The organism is Streptomyces misionensis, assembly GCF_900104815.1.
In the GTDB taxonomy this organism is placed as follows: Bacteria; Actinomycetota; Actinomycetes; order Streptomycetales; family Streptomycetaceae; genus Streptomyces; species Streptomyces misionensis.
In genome coordinates this window covers 6,721,256-6,736,148 of the sequence record NZ_FNTD01000004.1, presented here as the reverse complement: position 1 = coordinate 6,736,148, position 14,893 = coordinate 6,721,256, and the positions used below count along the sequence as shown (strand labels likewise).

General features: G+C 71.6%; 12 protein-coding genes. 1 reads left to right on the top strand and 11 read right to left on the bottom strand.

Annotated elements, in window-relative coordinates:
• Nucleotides 1–355: 355 nt before the first annotated feature.
• The 3 genes from BLW85_RS32110 to BLW85_RS32100 form a co-directional block, all read right to left on the bottom strand.
• On the bottom strand, nucleotides 356–1,522 hold the full coding sequence (locus tag BLW85_RS32110; protein WP_070029579.1) for an MBL fold metallo-hydrolase: 1,167 nt from the start codon (nucleotides 1,520–1,522) through the stop codon (nucleotides 356–358).
• A 228-nt stretch (nucleotides 1,523–1,750) separates the two neighbouring features.
• A complete protein-coding gene (locus tag BLW85_RS32105; RefSeq protein WP_070029578.1) occupies nucleotides 1,751–2,536 on the bottom strand; it encodes an SGNH/GDSL hydrolase family protein in 786 nt (261 codons plus the stop codon).
• A 160-nt stretch (nucleotides 2,537–2,696) separates the two neighbouring features.
• Nucleotides 2,697–4,781, bottom strand: a complete 2,085-nt coding sequence (locus BLW85_RS32100; RefSeq protein WP_074994517.1) for an alpha-galactosidase — start codon at nucleotides 4,779–4,781, stop codon at nucleotides 2,697–2,699.
• Between the two features lie 171 nt (nucleotides 4,782–4,952).
• Here BLW85_RS32100 and BLW85_RS32095 point away from each other — a divergent pair, with 171 nt between their 5' ends.
• The gene (locus BLW85_RS32095; RefSeq protein ID WP_074994515.1) at nucleotides 4,953–5,750 is read left to right on the top strand and encodes a tyrosine-protein phosphatase; all 798 of its coding nucleotides are present in this window, start codon (nucleotides 4,953–4,955) and stop codon (nucleotides 5,748–5,750) included.
• A gap of 20 nt (nucleotides 5,751–5,770) precedes the next feature.
• Here BLW85_RS32095 and BLW85_RS32090 read toward each other — a convergent pair whose 3' ends face one another.
• The 8 genes from BLW85_RS32090 to shc all read right to left on the bottom strand — a co-directional run bounded on the left by BLW85_RS32090 (nucleotide 5,771) and on the right by shc (nucleotide 14,852).
• The gene (locus BLW85_RS32090; protein WP_070029575.1) at nucleotides 5,771–5,893 is read right to left on the bottom strand and encodes a DUF6126 family protein; all 123 of its coding nucleotides are present in this window, start codon (nucleotides 5,891–5,893) and stop codon (nucleotides 5,771–5,773) included.
• Nucleotides 5,890–6,516, bottom strand: coding sequence for a helix-turn-helix domain-containing protein (locus BLW85_RS32085; RefSeq protein WP_070029574.1), 627 nt, complete (start codon nucleotides 6,514–6,516; stop codon nucleotides 5,890–5,892). The genes BLW85_RS32090 and BLW85_RS32085 overlap by 4 nt, the downstream gene beginning before the upstream one ends.
• A 153-nt stretch (nucleotides 6,517–6,669) precedes the next feature.
• Nucleotides 6,670–8,055, bottom strand: a complete 1,386-nt coding sequence (locus BLW85_RS32080; RefSeq protein WP_070029573.1) for an aspartate aminotransferase family protein — start codon at nucleotides 8,053–8,055, stop codon at nucleotides 6,670–6,672.
• The gene (gene dxs / locus BLW85_RS32075; RefSeq protein WP_074994512.1) at nucleotides 8,052–9,950 is read right to left on the bottom strand and encodes a 1-deoxy-D-xylulose-5-phosphate synthase; all 1,899 of its coding nucleotides are present in this window, start codon (nucleotides 9,948–9,950) and stop codon (nucleotides 8,052–8,054) included. Before dxs ends, BLW85_RS32080 begins: the two co-directional genes overlap by 4 nt.
• Nucleotides 9,951–9,988: 38 nt before the next feature.
• Entirely contained in the window at nucleotides 9,989–11,104 is a 1,116-nt protein-coding gene (ispG, locus tag BLW85_RS32070; RefSeq protein ID WP_070029571.1) for a flavodoxin-dependent (E)-4-hydroxy-3-methylbut-2-enyl-diphosphate synthase, read from the bottom strand.
• A 4-nt stretch (nucleotides 11,105–11,108) separates the two neighbouring features.
• Entirely contained in the window at nucleotides 11,109–12,131 is a 1,023-nt protein-coding gene (gene hpnH, locus BLW85_RS32065) for an adenosyl-hopene transferase HpnH (RefSeq protein ID WP_070029570.1), read from the bottom strand.
• A gap of 5 nt (nucleotides 12,132–12,136) precedes the next feature.
• A complete protein-coding gene (locus BLW85_RS32060; RefSeq protein ID WP_070029569.1) occupies nucleotides 12,137–12,778 on the bottom strand; it encodes a phosphorylase family protein in 642 nt (213 codons plus the stop codon).
• 1 nt (nucleotide 12,779) lies between these two features.
• Entirely contained in the window at nucleotides 12,780–14,852 is a 2,073-nt protein-coding gene (shc, locus tag BLW85_RS32055) for a squalene--hopene cyclase (protein WP_070029568.1), read from the bottom strand.
• Between the last annotated feature and the right edge of the window lie 41 nt (nucleotides 14,853–14,893).

Here is a 14,893-nt window from a genome sequence, read left to right as displayed (position 1 = left end):
GTCCTCGTACGGGTCCGTCGGGCTTGGTTCGGACACTCACCGTAGTCGCCTGCGCATCATGTGCGGTGGGCAGTTGACAAAGTCACCCGCGGAGCGTCCCGCTCTGGTATGAGGGCCCGTACGAAAGACCGATGACCCGGCCGGACACAGCTCGGCCGGGTCGAAAAAGATCGATAAAGCCCGATCAAAAGCGGTCGGAAGGAGCGGGCGAGGCCCGGAAGGTCTCCGTCCGGCCCAGACCGCTGCCGCCGCCCGCTTCGCGGTGGTCCCCCTCCGCGCACCGGTCGGCCGGACGCATACTCCCTCCCTCGGATGTCACCGAGAGTATTCCCCTTGGCCTGCGGTCCGTTCGCCGTCAGCCGCGCTTGGGCGGCTCGGCGACGAGCGCGCCGACCGACCCCCAGGTCCGGCGGAGCTCCCCGGACACGCCCCGCCACCAGGCCTCGGCCGGCAGCTTGCCGTCGGGCTCGAAGGGCTCCCCCGGCCGGGGCAGGGCCACCGCCTGGCCGACCTCCTCGGCCGCCTCCTTGGTCCACTCCCCCGGCTCCGCCCACGGGTGCGGGGCGAGGTTGAAGGTGCCCCAGTGGATCGGCAGGAGGACGCCGTGCGGGGCGCCGCCCTGGAGGTCCAGGTGGGCGCGCACGCCCTCGTCCGGGCGCATGTGGATGTCGGCCCAGAACTCGCTGTACGCGCCGATCTGGATCATCGTGGCGTCGAACGGGCCGTGGGCGGCGCCGATGTCCTCGAACCCCTCGAAGTAGCCGGTGTCGCCGCTGTGGTAGACGCGGTGCTCCTCGCCCGCGACGACCCAGGACGCCCACAGGGTGTGCTGGGTGTTGCGCAGGGCGCGGCCGCAGAAGTGGCGGGCCGGGGTGGCGGTGAGGGTGAGCCCGCCGACCCGGGTGGACTCGTGCCAGTCCAGCTCGCGCAGCCGGTCCGGGGAGACGCCCCAGTGTTCGAGGTGGGCGCCGACGCCGAGCGGCACGGCGAAGAGGGTGTCGGTGCCGGCCAGCGCCTTGATGGTGGGCAGGTCGAGGTGGTCGTAGTGGTCGTGGGAGATCACCACCACGTCGACCTCGCCGAGCGCGGCCAGTGGCAGCGGCACGGGGTGCAGCCGCTTGGGCCCGGCGAAGGGGAACGGGGAGCAGCGCTCGCCCCACACCGGGTCGAACAGCACCCGGTGCCCGTCGATCTCGGCCAGCACGCTGGAGTGGCCCATCCAGGTCAGGCGCAGCCCGCCGGCGGGCGGCTTGGCCAGGTCGGCGAAGGTCGTGGGGTACACCGGGACGGTGCCTCTGGGGGCGCGCAGCGGCCGGGTCTCCTTGTCGAAGAAGACCTTCGCGAAGTCCAGCGCGGAGCCGGAGGGCCGGGTGCGGGCGGTGCCGCCGGGGTTCTGGAAGACGCCGTCCTTGAAGTGCGGCGAGCGGCGGATACGGGCCAGGCGCTCGCCGCCCGGGTCCGCGCCGAAGGCCGCCGGGCGCGGCACACGGAGCCCTGGGGCCGAGAAACGCTGACCGGTCACGTGACCTCCCGGTGGAGTGGTGGGTCCTTCATTATGGTCGGCCCCTCCGACAGCCCTCTGGCCCGGCGCTGCCGAACGGCGGCTCGGCGCACCGCCGGCCGCCCGCCGGGTGTCCGCACGGTGCCCATGCCACCGGACCGCGCTCAACTCGCCGTCGACCGGCACGATTTCGGCGCCGACGCCCGCGCCCCGCCGCGAGGAGTCCGGGGCGGGGCAACGCCGGAGCGCTCACGCCACGGCGGCGATGCGCATCCTGATGTCGGCCGGGGACAGGGTGCCCTTCGCCGTCACATGGTCGCCGGAGGACTCGCCGCGCAGACGGCGGCCGATCCACGGGACGAGGTGCTCGCGGGCCCAGTGGACGTCGTCGCGGCGGACCTCCAGGGTGCCCCGGGGCGGCAGCGGCGGCCACGGCTGCTCCGGGTCGGCCGGGATCTCCAGGCCGAGCACCTGGCCGGCGCGCAGCGCGACCCGGGTGTGCCCCTCGGGCGACAGGTGCAGCCGGTCGCTGTCCCAGGCCCGGCGGTCCTGCACGGACCGCAGCGACCACAGGTCGAGCACGGGGCAGCCGTACCGGTCGGCGATGGCCCGGACGTGCCCGTTGTACGTGGCGATCTTGCCGCGCAGGTGCTTGAGCAGGGGGACGCCCCGGGTGTCGAAGCCGGTCGTCACCATGACCGTGCCCGCGGCGGCGGCCAGCTGGGCCACGGCCCGCTCGAAGCGCTCGGCGACCTCGTCCGGGTCGGTGCCGGGCCGGATGATGTCGTTGCCGCCCGCGCAGAAGGAGACCAGGTCCGGGGCGAGTTCCACGGCCTGCGGGACCTGGTCGGCGACGATCTGGTCCAGCAGCTTCCCGCGCACGGCGAGATTGGTGTACTTGAAGTCGCCCTCGGCGCGCCGGTCGGCGAGCAGGACCGCGAAGCGGTCGGCCCAGCCCACGAACGACCCGTCGGGGCCGGGGTCGCCGACGCCCTCGGTGAAGCTGTCCCCCACCGCCACGTACGACCCGATCACTGATCTGTTGTCATTCTTCGAATCGTCTGCCACGTCGGACCATGATTCACCTTGGGGTGTGACTTACGCGACCGTAGGAAGGGGTTGACGAGCGGTGACATGAGCCACTCTCAAAAATTCGCCGATCCAGGAATACGGCCGCTGCCAGGGCTGTTGCCGCTCAGATACGCCGCAGTCTGAGCACCGTCGCGTCCAGGTCGCCGGTCAGCCCGGTGCGCAGCCCGTGGTGCAGCAGGACCGCCCCCCGGTGCACCTCCCCCGTCTCCGGGCACGCGTACGACGCCGCCGGGTCGAGGCCGCGCAGCCGCAGCGCCGGCGCGGGTTCGCCGTAGCGCTGCGCCTGGAGCCAGGCGAGGACCACGGCCTCGTCCCCCAGCAGGTACTGCACCGCGCCGAGTCCCCCGGTCGGGGGCCGCAGCCGGTACAGGTCGCCGCGCTGGACCAGCGGGCGGATCTCCTTGTACAGGGCCACCCACCGCCGGGCCTCGGCCAGTTCCTCCTCGGTCCACCGGCCGAGGTCGCCGCCGATGCCGAGGACGCCCGCCATGGCACTGACGAACCGGAACCGCAGGCTGCTGACGCGGCCGTTGAGCTGGGTGTTCGGGCTGTCGGTGACCCAGGCGGCCATGACCCGGGCGGGGTGGATCTGACTGAAGCCGTGCTGGATGGCGAGCCGGTCCAGCGGATCGGTGTTGTCGGAGGTCCACACCTGGTCGGTGCGGCCCAGCACCCCGAGGTCGATCCGCCCGCCGCCGCCCGAACAGGACTCGAAGGCGACGCCGGGGTGGGCGGCGCGCAGCCGGTCGAGCAGGCCGTAGAAGGCGTGCACGTGGTCCGTCCACAGCCGCTGCGGATACGGCTCCCCGGGCCAGCCGGCGTCGGTGAAGCAGCGGTTGAAGTCCCACTTCACGAAGTCGATCGGGGCGCTGGAGAGCAACGCGTCGAGCCGCTGCCCCACGTACTCCCGGACGTCCTCGCGGGCGAGGTTGAGGACCAGCTGGTTGCGGAACTCCGTCCGGGTGCGGCCGGGTTGGTACTGGACCCAGTCGGGGTGCGCCCGGTACAGCTCGCTGTCCGGGTTGACCATCTCCGGTTCGACCCAGATGCCGAACCCCATGCCGAGGTCGTGCACCTGCTCGGCGAGGGGCCGCAGGCCGTTCGGGAAGCGGTCGGGGTTGGGGGTCCAGTCGCCGAGACCGGCGCGGTCGCTGGTGCGGGCGCCGAACCAGCCGTCGTCCACCACGAAGAGTTCCACGCCGATCGCGGCGGCCCGGCGGGCGAGGGCGGACTGCTGCTCCTCGGAGATGTCGAAGGTCGTCGCTTCCCAGGAGTTGAAGAGCACCGGCCGGTCCCGCTCGGCGTCCGGGACGACGTGCGCCCGCTGATAGGCGTGCCAGGCGCGGCTCGCCCCGCCGAAGCCGCCGTCGCTGTAGAGCCCCGCGAAGACCGGGGTGGTGTACGACTCCCCGGGCGCGAGCCGCATGAGGCCCGAGTCGTCGTGACCGGCGCCGCCGGTGATCTGCACGCGGGCGTCGGGGAGTTGGGCGACGGCGATGCGCCAGGAGCCGGACCAGCCGAGCGCACAGCCGTAGACCTCGCCGCGTTCCTCGGTGGCGTCGGTGTCGAGCGCGACCCACGGCAGGTGCTGGTGGCCGGTGTGGCCGCGGCGGCTGCCGATGACGTACTCGCCGTAGGTGAGGGGGGCGGTGGTGAGCCGGGACTCGGCGGCCCAGCGGCCGTGCAGCCGGGACAGCCGCCAGCCCTCGCGGTCGGGCAGGGTCCAGGTGGCCGCGTCGGCGCGCAGCAGCTCCACCGGTCGCGGCCCCTCGTTGTCCAGGGTGACCCGGCGCTCCACGACGTCGCCGCGCATCCGGTAGTGCAGGGTGATCGCGAGCCCGTCGTCCGCGAACCGCAGCCGCAGCCCGTCCCCGTCCTCCTCGCCCGAGGTGTCGTACGACACGAAGCGCCACTCGGTGCCGCGCCGCCCGGCGGTGCGCACGGACAGGGCCGGGCGCACGAAGCGCGGTCCGCCCTCGACCGGGTACTCCTCGCGGCCGTCGAGCGGTGACTCGAAGGGCCGGTACCCGGGCAGCGGGCGTACGGCGAGGGCCTCGGCGTCCGCGAGGGTGATCCGCGGCCCCCAGTGCAGGTGCACCAGTTCGTCCGCGGCGGTGAGGTGCAGGGCGTAGCCGCTGGTGGGGCCCGACAGCAGCCAGGTACGGCCGTCTTCCGAGATGTCCGCCATCAAGACCTCGCAGCCGCCAACGGAACCGGACAAGTACGCGCATCATGGCCCCGTCCGTCCCTCCCGGCAATGCCCTGTGGACAACTCATTGCCCCGGGAAATCAATGCCGTATGGTCGTCGCAGCGCCCGCCGCGAGCCGTGACGGCGGGGACCGATCGGGAGGAGCCCCCGTGACGCAGCAGGTCCCGTCGACCGAGCCGGAGCTGGCCGGTGTGCGCAATTTCCGTGATGTCGGCGGGCTGCCGACCGTGGACGGACGCCGGGTGCGGCAGGGCGTGCTGTACCGCAGCGGGCACCTGGCGCACGCCACCGCCGAGGACGCGGCCTTCCTCGCCTCGCTGGGCCTGCACACGATCTTCGACTTCCGCAACGCGGCCGACCAGAAGCTGGAGGGCCCGGACGTCGCGCTGCCCGGCGTGCGCAATGTGAACCTGCCGCTGAGCGACCCGGCGGACGGCGCGGAGTTCTGGAAGATGGTCCGCGACGGCGATCTGGACCAGCTGCGCGCGATCCTGGACGACGGCCAGGGCGCGGCCCGGATGGTGGCCTCGTACCGGTCGATCGTCAAGGAGCGCACCGGCGAGCACTCCCGGGTGCTGCACGCGATCGCCGAGGACAGCGTGCCCGCGCTGCTGCACTGCGCGGCCGGCAAGGACCGCGCGGGTGTCTCCATAGCGGTGACGCTGCTCGCGGTGGGCGTGGAGCGCGACGCGATCGTGGCGGACTACCTGGAGTCCAACGCCAAGCACCGCCGTTACAAGGTGCGCCACAGCGGCAGCGCCGAGACGGCGTACACGCCCGAGGTGATGGAGCTCCTCAGCCCGCTGTTCGACGCCCGCGCCGAGTACCTGTCGGCCGCCTTCGACAGCATCGAGGAGACCTGGGGCGGCGTGGACGCCTATCTGGAGCGGGGCCTGCGGCTCACCCCGCAGACGCGGGAGCGGCTGCGGGCGCGCCTGATCGACTGACACGCCCGAGCGAGAGGTCCTCAGCCCTTGCCGCCGACCGCGAAGAGCAGGTAGAGGAACGCGGCCAGGACGTGTCCGAGGGCGATGTAGATGATCAGACGGATCCACAGGGACCGGGGGAACTTGGTCTCGAGGTCGCTCATGGCAGCTCTCCGTTCAGGTGCCCCAGGCACAAGGCGGTCGTGGGGCTCTGCAGAAGGGTGTGGACGAACAGCAGCTCCACGCCGTCCGGGTCCTCGGCGGCGAGGCGATGCGGGGTGAGCGAGTCGAAGTGGGCGCTGTCGCCGGGGGCGAGCAGGTGCGTGGCGTCGCCGAGGCGCAGCCTCAGCCGTCCCTTGAGGACGTAGAGCCATTCCTCGCCGGGGTGGACGCGCACGATGTCGCCCTGTGTGCCGTACGGCGCGTGCACCCGCAGGGCCTGCATGCCGCGGCCGGGGGCGCCGGCCTGGAAATAGGTCCAGCCGGCGGCGCGTGTCGGGTCCATGTCGGCGGCCCGGACGATCGCGTTCTGGTCGGCCACCCGCTCGCCGAGGAGTTCGGAGACCGTCGTACCGTAGATGCGGGCGAGCGCGAGCAGCATCGGCAGCGAGGGCTGCCGCTGCCCGGTCTCCAGCCGGGACAGATGCGCCGGCGAGAGTCCGGCGTCCCGGGCCGCGGCCTCCAGGGTGAGACCGGCCCGACGGCGCAGTGCGCGCAGTTGCGGTGCGACGGCGGGCAGATCGTCGCCCTGGCCCGCCGCCGGCGACGCGGCATCTGAGGCGTTCATGCCTCCATTCAGCCCCACCCTTGCCTGTGGGGCAAATTTATTGCCTCAGAGGCAAAGGCGGGCCCGCCAGGATGGGGCCGGCCGCCACCGGAACCACTCTCGGCGCGGCCGGGTTCCTCTACCCCTTCCTCCCCCTGAGCCCGGGCTGAGCGGTCACCGGTTGGCGACGGCCTGTTTGATCAGGGTCTTGCCGAAGTCCCACATCAGGCCGCCGCCGCTGTGGGCGTCGTCCATGACGGCGGTGAAGGCGTCGACGAACCGGTCCACGTCGGCCTCGTTCAATACCAGCGGCGGGATCAGCTTGATCACTTCGAGGTGGTCACCGGAGACCTGGGTGAGGATCCGGTGCCGCTGGAGCAGCGGCACGACGACCATCTGGGCGAACAGGCCCTTGCGGGCGGCCTGGAGCATGGCCCAGCGGCTGCGCAGCTTCAACGAGGACGGCTTGCCGAACTCGATGCCGATCATCAGGCCCCGGCCGCGGACGTCGGCGAGCAGCTCGTACTTGTCGATCAGCTCGGTGAGGCGGGACTTGAGCAGCTCGCCCGTGGTGCGCACGTTCGCGACGATCTGCTCCTGCTCCATCACCGACAGCACGGCGAGCCCGCACGCCATCGCCTGCGCGTTGGAACCGAAGCTCGCCGAGTGGACCAGCACGCGGTCCATGGAGGAGTAGACCTTCTTGAAGACCCAGTCCTTGCCGAGGGTGGCGCCGACCGGTACGTAGCCGCCGGACAGTGCCTTGGCGACGCACACCAGGTCGGGCTCCACGCCGTCCTCGTGCTGGTAGGCGTAGAAGTCGCCGGTGCGGCCGAGGCCGGTCTGCACCTCGTCGGCGATCAGCAGCGCCTTGTGCTTGTGCAGCAGCTCCTGTGCGGCGCGCAGATATCCGGGCGGGGCCTCGTGCACGCCTTTGCCCTGGATCGGCTCCACGATCAGCGCGGCCACGTCGCCCTTCTTCAACTCCCGTGCCAGGGCGTCGAGATCGCCGAGGGGTACGGCGGTGTCGGGCAGCAGCGGGGCGAAGCCGTCGCGGAAGCCCGTCTCGCCGTTGACGGACAGCGAGCCGGTGGTCAGTCCGTGGAAGGCGTGGTCGCAGTACAGGACGCGCGGCCTGCCGGTGGCGTAGCGGGCGAACTTCAGGGCCGTCTCGACCGCCTCGGTGCCGCTGTTGCCGAAGAACACCCGGTCCAGGTGCGGGGTGTGGGCGAGCAGCCGCTCGGCGAGCAGCCCGGGCAGCGGCTGGCAGTCGAACCGGGTGAGGTCGGCGAGGTCCAGGTCGAGGACGTCGTGCAGGGCCTTGCGGACGACCGGGTGGTGCCGGCCGAGGCCCATCACCCCGAAGCCGGCGAGCATGTCCAGGTAGTCGTTGCCCTCGGCGTCGAAGAAGTGGGCGCCCTCGGCGCGCTCGTAGACCTTGTCGAAGCCGATGGTGTGCAGCATGCGCGGCAGCTGCGGGTTCAGGTACCGGCTGTGCAGCTCGTACCGCTCGGCTCCGCGCTCGGCGAGCAGGGCGCCGAGGTCGAACTCCGTGGTCATTCACTCTCCTTGACGGTGCCGTCGATGTCCTTGACGGCCAGGCTCGCTGAAATGCGTCCGGCGATCTCCACCGGGGTGAGACCGATGTCGGCCAGCACCTCGCTGCGCTTGGCGTGCGCCAGGAACTGGTCCGGGATGCCGAACTGCCGTACCGGCACGTCCACTCCGGCGTCCGCGAGGGCCTGTGCCACGGCCGAACCGACGCCGGAGGCACGGCTGTTGTCCTCCACCACGGCCACCAGGCGGTGCTCGGCGGCGAGTCGGGGAAGTGCGGGGTCGACGGGTTTGACCCACCTCGGGTCCACCACCGTGCTCGATGTGCCGCCCGAGGCGAGGAGTTCCGCGGCCCCGAGGCACACCTGCGCCATCACGCCGACGGCGACCAGCAGCACCTTCGGCCGCTCGCCGCGGTGCAGCACGTCCATGTCGCCGACCCGGTCGACCGCCGGGATGTCCGGGCCGACGGACTCCTTGGGGAAGCGCAGCACGGTGGGCGCGTCGTCCACCGCGACCGCCTCGCGCAGCTGGGCGCGCAGCTGCGCGGCGTCGCGCGGGGCGGCGATCCGCAGACCGGGCACCACCTGGAGGATCGACATGTCCCACATGCCGTTGTGGGAGGCGCCGTCGGGGCCGGTGACGCCGGCCCGGTCGAGCACGAAGGTGACCCCGCAGCGGTGCAGGGCGACGTCCATCAGCACTTGGTCGAAGGCGCGGTTGAGGAAGGTGGCGTAGAGGGCCACGACGGGGTGCAGCCCGGCGGTGGCCAGCCCGGCGGCGGAGGCCACCGCGTGCTGTTCGGCGATGCCCACGTCCCACACCCGGTCCGGGAAGCGCTCGGCGAAGGCACCGAGGCCGACCGGGTGCAGCATGGCGGCGGTGAGCGCGACGAGGTCCTCCCGCTCCTCTCCGAGCCGGACGATCTCCTCGCCGAACACCGAGGTCCAGGACGGCCCGGCGGAGGTGCCGAGCGGCTCGCAGGTCAGCGGGTCCATCACGCCGATCGCGTGGAAGCGGTCCAACTCGTCGGCGAGCGCGGGCTCGTAGCCGCGGCCCTTCTCGGTCAGGCAGTGCACCAGCACGGGACCGTGGAAGCGTTTGGCGCGGCGCAGCGCGGACTCGACGGCCCCGGTGTCGTGCCCGTCGACCGGCCCGACGTACTTCAGGCCCAGGTCCTCGAAGAGCCCCTGCGGGGCGAAGGCGTCCTTGAAGCCCTTCTTCGCGCCGTGCAGGGACTCGTAGAGGGTGCCGCCGACGACCGGGGTCCGCTGGAGCATGTCCTTGCCCCAGGCCAGCACCTTCTCGTAGCCGTCGGTGGTGCGCAGGGTGGCGAGGTGGTCGGCGAGCCCGCCGATGGTGGGCGCGTAGGAGCGCGCGTTGTCGTTGACGACGATGATCAGCGGTCGGTCCGGGGCGTCCGCGATGTTGTTCAGCGCCTCCCAGGCCATGCCTCCGGTCAGCGCGCCGTCCCCGACGACCGCGACCACATGGCCCCGCTCCCCCTTCACCTGGCGGGCCTTGGCGAGGCCGTCGGCCCAGCCGAGCGCGGCGGAGGCGTGGCTGCTCTCGATGACGTCGTGCTCGGACTCCTCGCGCGAGGGGTAGCCGGACAGGCCACCCTTGCCGCGCAGCTTGGAGAAGTCCTGACGTCCGGTCAGGAGTTTGTGGACATAGGTCTGGTGGCCGGTGTCCCACAGGATCCGGTCGACCGGCGACTCGAAGACCCGGTGCAGCGCGATGGTGAGTTCCACCACTCCCAGGTTGGGCCCGAGATGACCGCCGGTCCGTGCCACCGCGTGCACCAGGAACTCGCGTATCTCCTCGGCCAGTACCCCGAGTTCCTCCCCGGACAGCGCCCTCAGGTCCCGCGGTTGCCGGATCGTCTCCAGAATCGTCACGTTCGTGGCCCCCTCTTGCTTCGTGCTTGTGCGTGGCCTCACTTCATCTGCTCGGCGAGCCGCTGTGCCTCCTCGATCAGGGTCTCGACGATCTGTGACTCGGGCACGGTCCTGACGACCTCGCCCTTGACGAAAATCTGCCCCTTTCCGTTGCCTGAGGCAACTCCTAGGTCTGCTTCACGGGCCTCGCCCGGACCGTTGACCACACAGCCCATCACCGCCACCCGCAGCGGCACTTCGAGGCCGTCCAGGCCGGCGGTGACCTCGTCGGCGAGCCGGTAGACGTCGACCTGGGCGCGGCCGCAGGACGGGCAGGAGACGATCTCCAGGCGGCGTTGGCGCAGGTTCAGGGACTCCAGGATCTGGATGCCGACCTTGACCTCCTCGGCCGGGGGCGCGGACAGCGAGACGCGGATGGTGTCGCCGATGCCCTCCGCGAGCAACGCCCCGAACGCCACGGCCGACTTGATGGTGCCCTGGAAGGCGGGGCCGGCCTCGGTGACGCCCAGGTGCAGCGGATAGTCGCACTGCTCGGCGAGCTGCCGGTAGGCCTCGATCATCACGACCGGGTCGTTGTGCTTGACGGAGATCTTGATGTCGCGGAAGTCGTGCTCCTCGAAGAGGGACGCCTCCCACAGCGCCGACTCGACCAGCGCCTCCGGCGTGGCCCTGCCGTACTTCCGCAGCAACCGGCGGTCCAGGGAACCGGCGTTGACACCGATCCGGACCGGAGTGCCGTGGTCCTTCGCGGCGCGCGCGATCTGCCCGACCTGGTCGTCGAACTTCTTGATGTTGCCCGGGTTGACCCGGACCGCGGCGCAGCCCGCCTCGATGGCCGCGAAGACGTACTTCGGCTGGAAGTGGATGTCCGCGATCACCGGGATCTGCGACTTGCGCGCGATGACCGCCAGGGCGTCCGCGTCGTCCTGCGTGGGGCAGGCGACACGGACGATCTGGCAGCCGGACGCGGTCAGTTCGGCGATCTGCTGGAGGGTGGCGCCGATGTCGGACGTACGGGTCGTCGTCATCGACTGCACCGACACGGGGGCTCCGCCCCCGACCGCCACCGGCCCGACCTGGATCCGCCGCGACTGCCGCCGCGGGGCCAGGGGCCGGGCCGGTACCTCGGGGACTCCCAAGGGAACGGCGGTCATCGGGTCACTCCCGGTTTCCGGAGACCGTCTCGCGCATGGCCCGCAGCGACTCCGAGAGGGAGCCCATGGTGGCGAGCACGGCCGTGGGCTCGTAGCCGCAGTGCGCCATGCAGTTGTCGCAGCGCGGGTCCTTGCCGCGGCCGTACTTGTCCCAGTCGGTGTCCTCCACCAGCTCGCGGTACGTCGGCACGTACCCGTCGCTCATCAGGTAGCAGGGGCGCTGCCAGCCGAAGAGCGAGTAGTTCGGGATCGCCCACGCGGTGCACGGGAAGTCGACCTTGCCCTCCAGGAAGTCCAGGAAGAGCGGGGAGTGGTTGAGCCGCCACTTCCTGCGGTTGCCGCCCGAGAACGCCTTGCGGAACAGCTCGCGGGTCTGCTCGACGCCCAGGAAGTGCTCCTGGTCCGGGGCCTTCTCATAGGCGTAGGCGGGCGAGATCATCATCTCGTCCACCTTCAGGTCGTCGTTGAGGTAGTCGAGCACCTCGACGATGGTCTGCGGGGTGTCGGTGTTGAAGAAGGTGGAGTTGGTGGTCACCCGGAAGCCGCGCCGCTTGGCCTCCTTGATGGCGGCGACCGCCTCGTCGAACACACCCTCCTTCGCCACCGACTCGTCGTGCCGCTCGCGCAGCCCGTCGATGTGCACCGTGAAGGCGAAGTACGGCGAGGGCTTGAACTTGTCCATCTTCTTGCGCAGCAGCATCGCGTTGGTGCACAGGAAGACGTACTTCCGCCTGGCCACCAACTGCCGCACGATCTCGTCGATCTGAGGGTGCATCAGGGGCTCGCCGCCCGCGATGGAGACCATCGGAGCACCCGATTCCAGCACCGCGCCCACCGCCTGGGCGACCGGCATGCGCTGCTTGAGCACACCGGCGGGGTGCTGGATCTTGCCGCAGCCCTCGCACTTCAGGTTGCAGGCGAAGAGCGGTTCCAGCTCGACAATGAGCGGAAACTTGTCCCGCTTGCGGAGCTTCTGTTCAACCAGGTATGTAGCGACCTTGATGGACTGGCGCAACGGCATGGCCATCTGGCTCACCTCCGGGGGAGCAGCAAAGAACGGTGCCATTCGAAAAATGCGGGAAGTACGGAACGAAGAACGCGGAAGGCTGATATTCCACCGCGGACCGTACCGATCCGGACGAGTTCGTGTTCGGGAGCGTCCACGACCACCCGGACCGCCGCGACCGGGCGCTCGCCCGCGCGCACGGCGCTGAGCAGCGTGGCCGCGGATTCCATGTCGACCGCGATCGCGCCGGTCGCGCGCAGGGCGGACCGTTCGGGACCGCGGACGACATGGTCGGAGCCGGTGAGCGGGCCGGTGTGCACCGTGCGGCCGGGCAGCGACCGCGCGAGCTCCTTGACCAGCAGTTCGGTGCCGGCGCACGGGACGGTCCCGTGCGGGTCCCGGGTCTCCTCGGCGACCACCAGGTCACCGGGGTGCATGCCGGGGGCCAGCCCGGCGCAGAAACCGGTGGCCACCACGGCGGCCCCGGCGAGCGCGGGCTGGGACAGATGCCGGGTGAGGGACCGCTGAGCCGCCCGCGGCCCCATCCCCGTGCGCACGAACGTGACCGGCCCGCCGGCCCCGCTGCGATCGCCCGAGCGCAGGGCGAGGTGCTCGATGCCGAGGGCGCAGGCGATCAGCAGCGGAACCGGTGCGGGCTGGACGTTCACATCAGCTCCCCTTGGCCTCGGAGAGCGGCGACCCGGCCGGTTCGGGCTGCTCGGGCCGCCCGGTCCTGGGCCGGGCGGCCTTGGCGAGCAGCTGCCGCTCGAAGGGGTCGCCGTGCAGGTAGCGGCCGAGGGCGGTGAGCGGGAACACCTGGCGGTACAGGTGGTAGTTGATGGAGAAGTCCCAGGGGAAGCCGGTACCGGTGAAGTACGGCTCGTCCCAGGTGCCGTCCTCGCGCTGGTTGTCCGCCAGCCACTTGACGCCCCGCTCCACGGCCTCGGAGCCCTTCTCCCCCGCCGCGAGCAGCGCCATCAGCGCCCACCCGGTCTGCGAGGGCGTGGAGGCGCCCCGGCCGCACCATTCCCGGGCGTGCTTGTAGGAACGCAGGTCCTCGCCCCAGCCGCCGTCGTCGTTCTGCACCGACTCCAGCCAGGCCACCGCCCGCCGGATCGCGGGGTGCGAGCCGGGCAGTCCGGCCGCGGTGAGCGCGGGGACGACCGAGCCGGTGCCGTAGATGTAGTTGACGCCCCAGCGGCCGAACCAGGCGCCGTTCTCCTCCTGTTCGGCGAGCAGCCAGGCGATGCCGCGCCGGGTGCGCGGGTCGTCGGCCAGGCCCTCGGCGGCCAGCATCTCCACCACGTGCGCGGTGACGTCCGCGGAGGGCGGGTCGATGACCTCGCCGAAGTCGCAGAACGGCAACCGGTTGGGGAACGGGCTGGTGTTGTCGACGTCGAAGGCGCCCCACGCGCCGTTGCGCGACTGCATGCCGAGGTTCCAGCGCACCGCGCGGCCGATGGACCGGTCCACCCGCTCGGGGTCGTGGTGGCGGACCCGGCGCAGCGCGAGGGAGACCTCGGCGGTGTCGTCGATGTCCGGGTAGTTGTCGTTGTGGAACTCGAACGCCCAGCCGCCCGGCGGCAGTTGGGGACGGCGTACGGCCCAGTCGCCGGGCCGGACGATCTCCTCGCCGAGCAGCCAGTCGGCCGCCTTCACCAGTTGCGGGTGGTCGGCGGGCAGTCCGGCGTCGACCAGCGCGATGGTGGCGAGGCAGGTGTCCCACACCGGGGACTGGCACGCCTCGATCATCCGCGCGCCGTCCTCGCGCCACACGGCGAACCGGTCCAGCGAGGCCAGTCCCTCGCGCAGCACCGGGTGTTCGAGGTCGTAGCCGAGCAGGTGCAGGGCGATGATCGAGTACACGGCCGGGGGCTGGATGCCGCCCCAGCAGCCGTCGTTCTCCTGCCGTTCGATGATCCAGCGGGCGGCGGCGTTCATCGCGGCCTTGCGCACCCGGCGCGGGACCACCTTGCGCAGCTGCTGGAGCTTCTTGTCCAGGCGCTGGAAGGCGCCGTCCCAACTGACCAGCGGCGCGACGGGCTTGGCCGGGTTGGGATCGGCCGGGTCGGTGTGCAGCTCGTCCAGGGCGAACGGCGCCGGGCGCACCGGACGCTTGGCCGAGACGATGGTGAGCGGCACGATCGTCTGCCGGGCCCAGCAGCCGAAGTCGTAGATGTTCAGCGGCATCCACTTCGGGAACCAGATCAGCTCCGGCGGCATCTCCGGCAGGTCTTCCCACTTCCACCAGCCGAACAGGGCCAGCCAGGTCCGGGTGAAGACCCGGGAGGCGGCGATGCCGCCGCGCTCACGGATCCAGGCGGAGGCCTTGGCCATGTGCGGGGCCTCGGGCGTGTCGCCGGCCAGGCGCAGGGCGACGTACGCCTCGATCGTGGTGGACAGTTCGCCGGGGCCGCCGTAGAAGGTGGCCCAGGTCCCGTCCTCGCGCTGCTCGCCGCGGATGAACTTCGCGGCGGCCTGCGTGGTCTTCTCGTCCTGGATGCCCAGGAACTGGCGGAGCAGGAGGTCCTCGGCGTCCATGGTGACGTTGGTCTCCAGGTCGCCCTTCCACCAGCCTTCGGCGTCCTGCTTGGCGAGCAGGTGGTCGGTGGCGCGCCGGGCGGCGCGAGCGGCGGCTTCCGGTACCCCGGCCGTCTCGGGGGTCGTGAGGGTGGCGTGGCTGGCCGCGGCAGCGCGGGACGGCAAGGTGGCCCCGGTGCTTCCGTCGGTCGTCGCTGTCATGGCTTCCCCTTCGTGCAGTCGTGCGAGTCGTGCTGCTGTGG

Bases quoted from the DNA above. Each gene is read 5' to 3' on its own strand.
- BLW85_RS32080 (WP_070029573.1), bottom strand. From the start codon at position 8,055: ATGACCACGGAGTTCGACCTCGGCGCCCTGCTCGCCGAGCGCGGAGCC.
- BLW85_RS32100 (WP_074994517.1), bottom strand. From the start codon at position 4,781: ATGGCGGACATCTCGGAAGACGGCCGTACCTGGCTGCTGTCGGGCCCC.
- BLW85_RS32085 (WP_070029574.1), bottom strand. From the start codon at position 6,516: ATGAACGCCTCAGATGCCGCGTCGCCGGCGGCGGGCCAGGGCGACGAT.
- BLW85_RS32090 (WP_070029575.1), bottom strand. From the start codon at position 5,893: ATGAGCGACCTCGAGACCAAGTTCCCCCGGTCCCTGTGGATCCGTCTG.
- ispG (WP_070029571.1), bottom strand. From the start codon at position 11,104: ATGACCGCCGTTCCCTTGGGAGTCCCCGAGGTACCGGCCCGGCCCCTG.
- shc (WP_070029568.1), bottom strand. From the start codon at position 14,852: ATGACAGCGACGACCGACGGAAGCACCGGGGCCACCTTGCCGTCCCGC.
- hpnH (WP_070029570.1), bottom strand. From the start codon at position 12,131: ATGGCCATGCCGTTGCGCCAGTCCATCAAGGTCGCTACATACCTGGTT.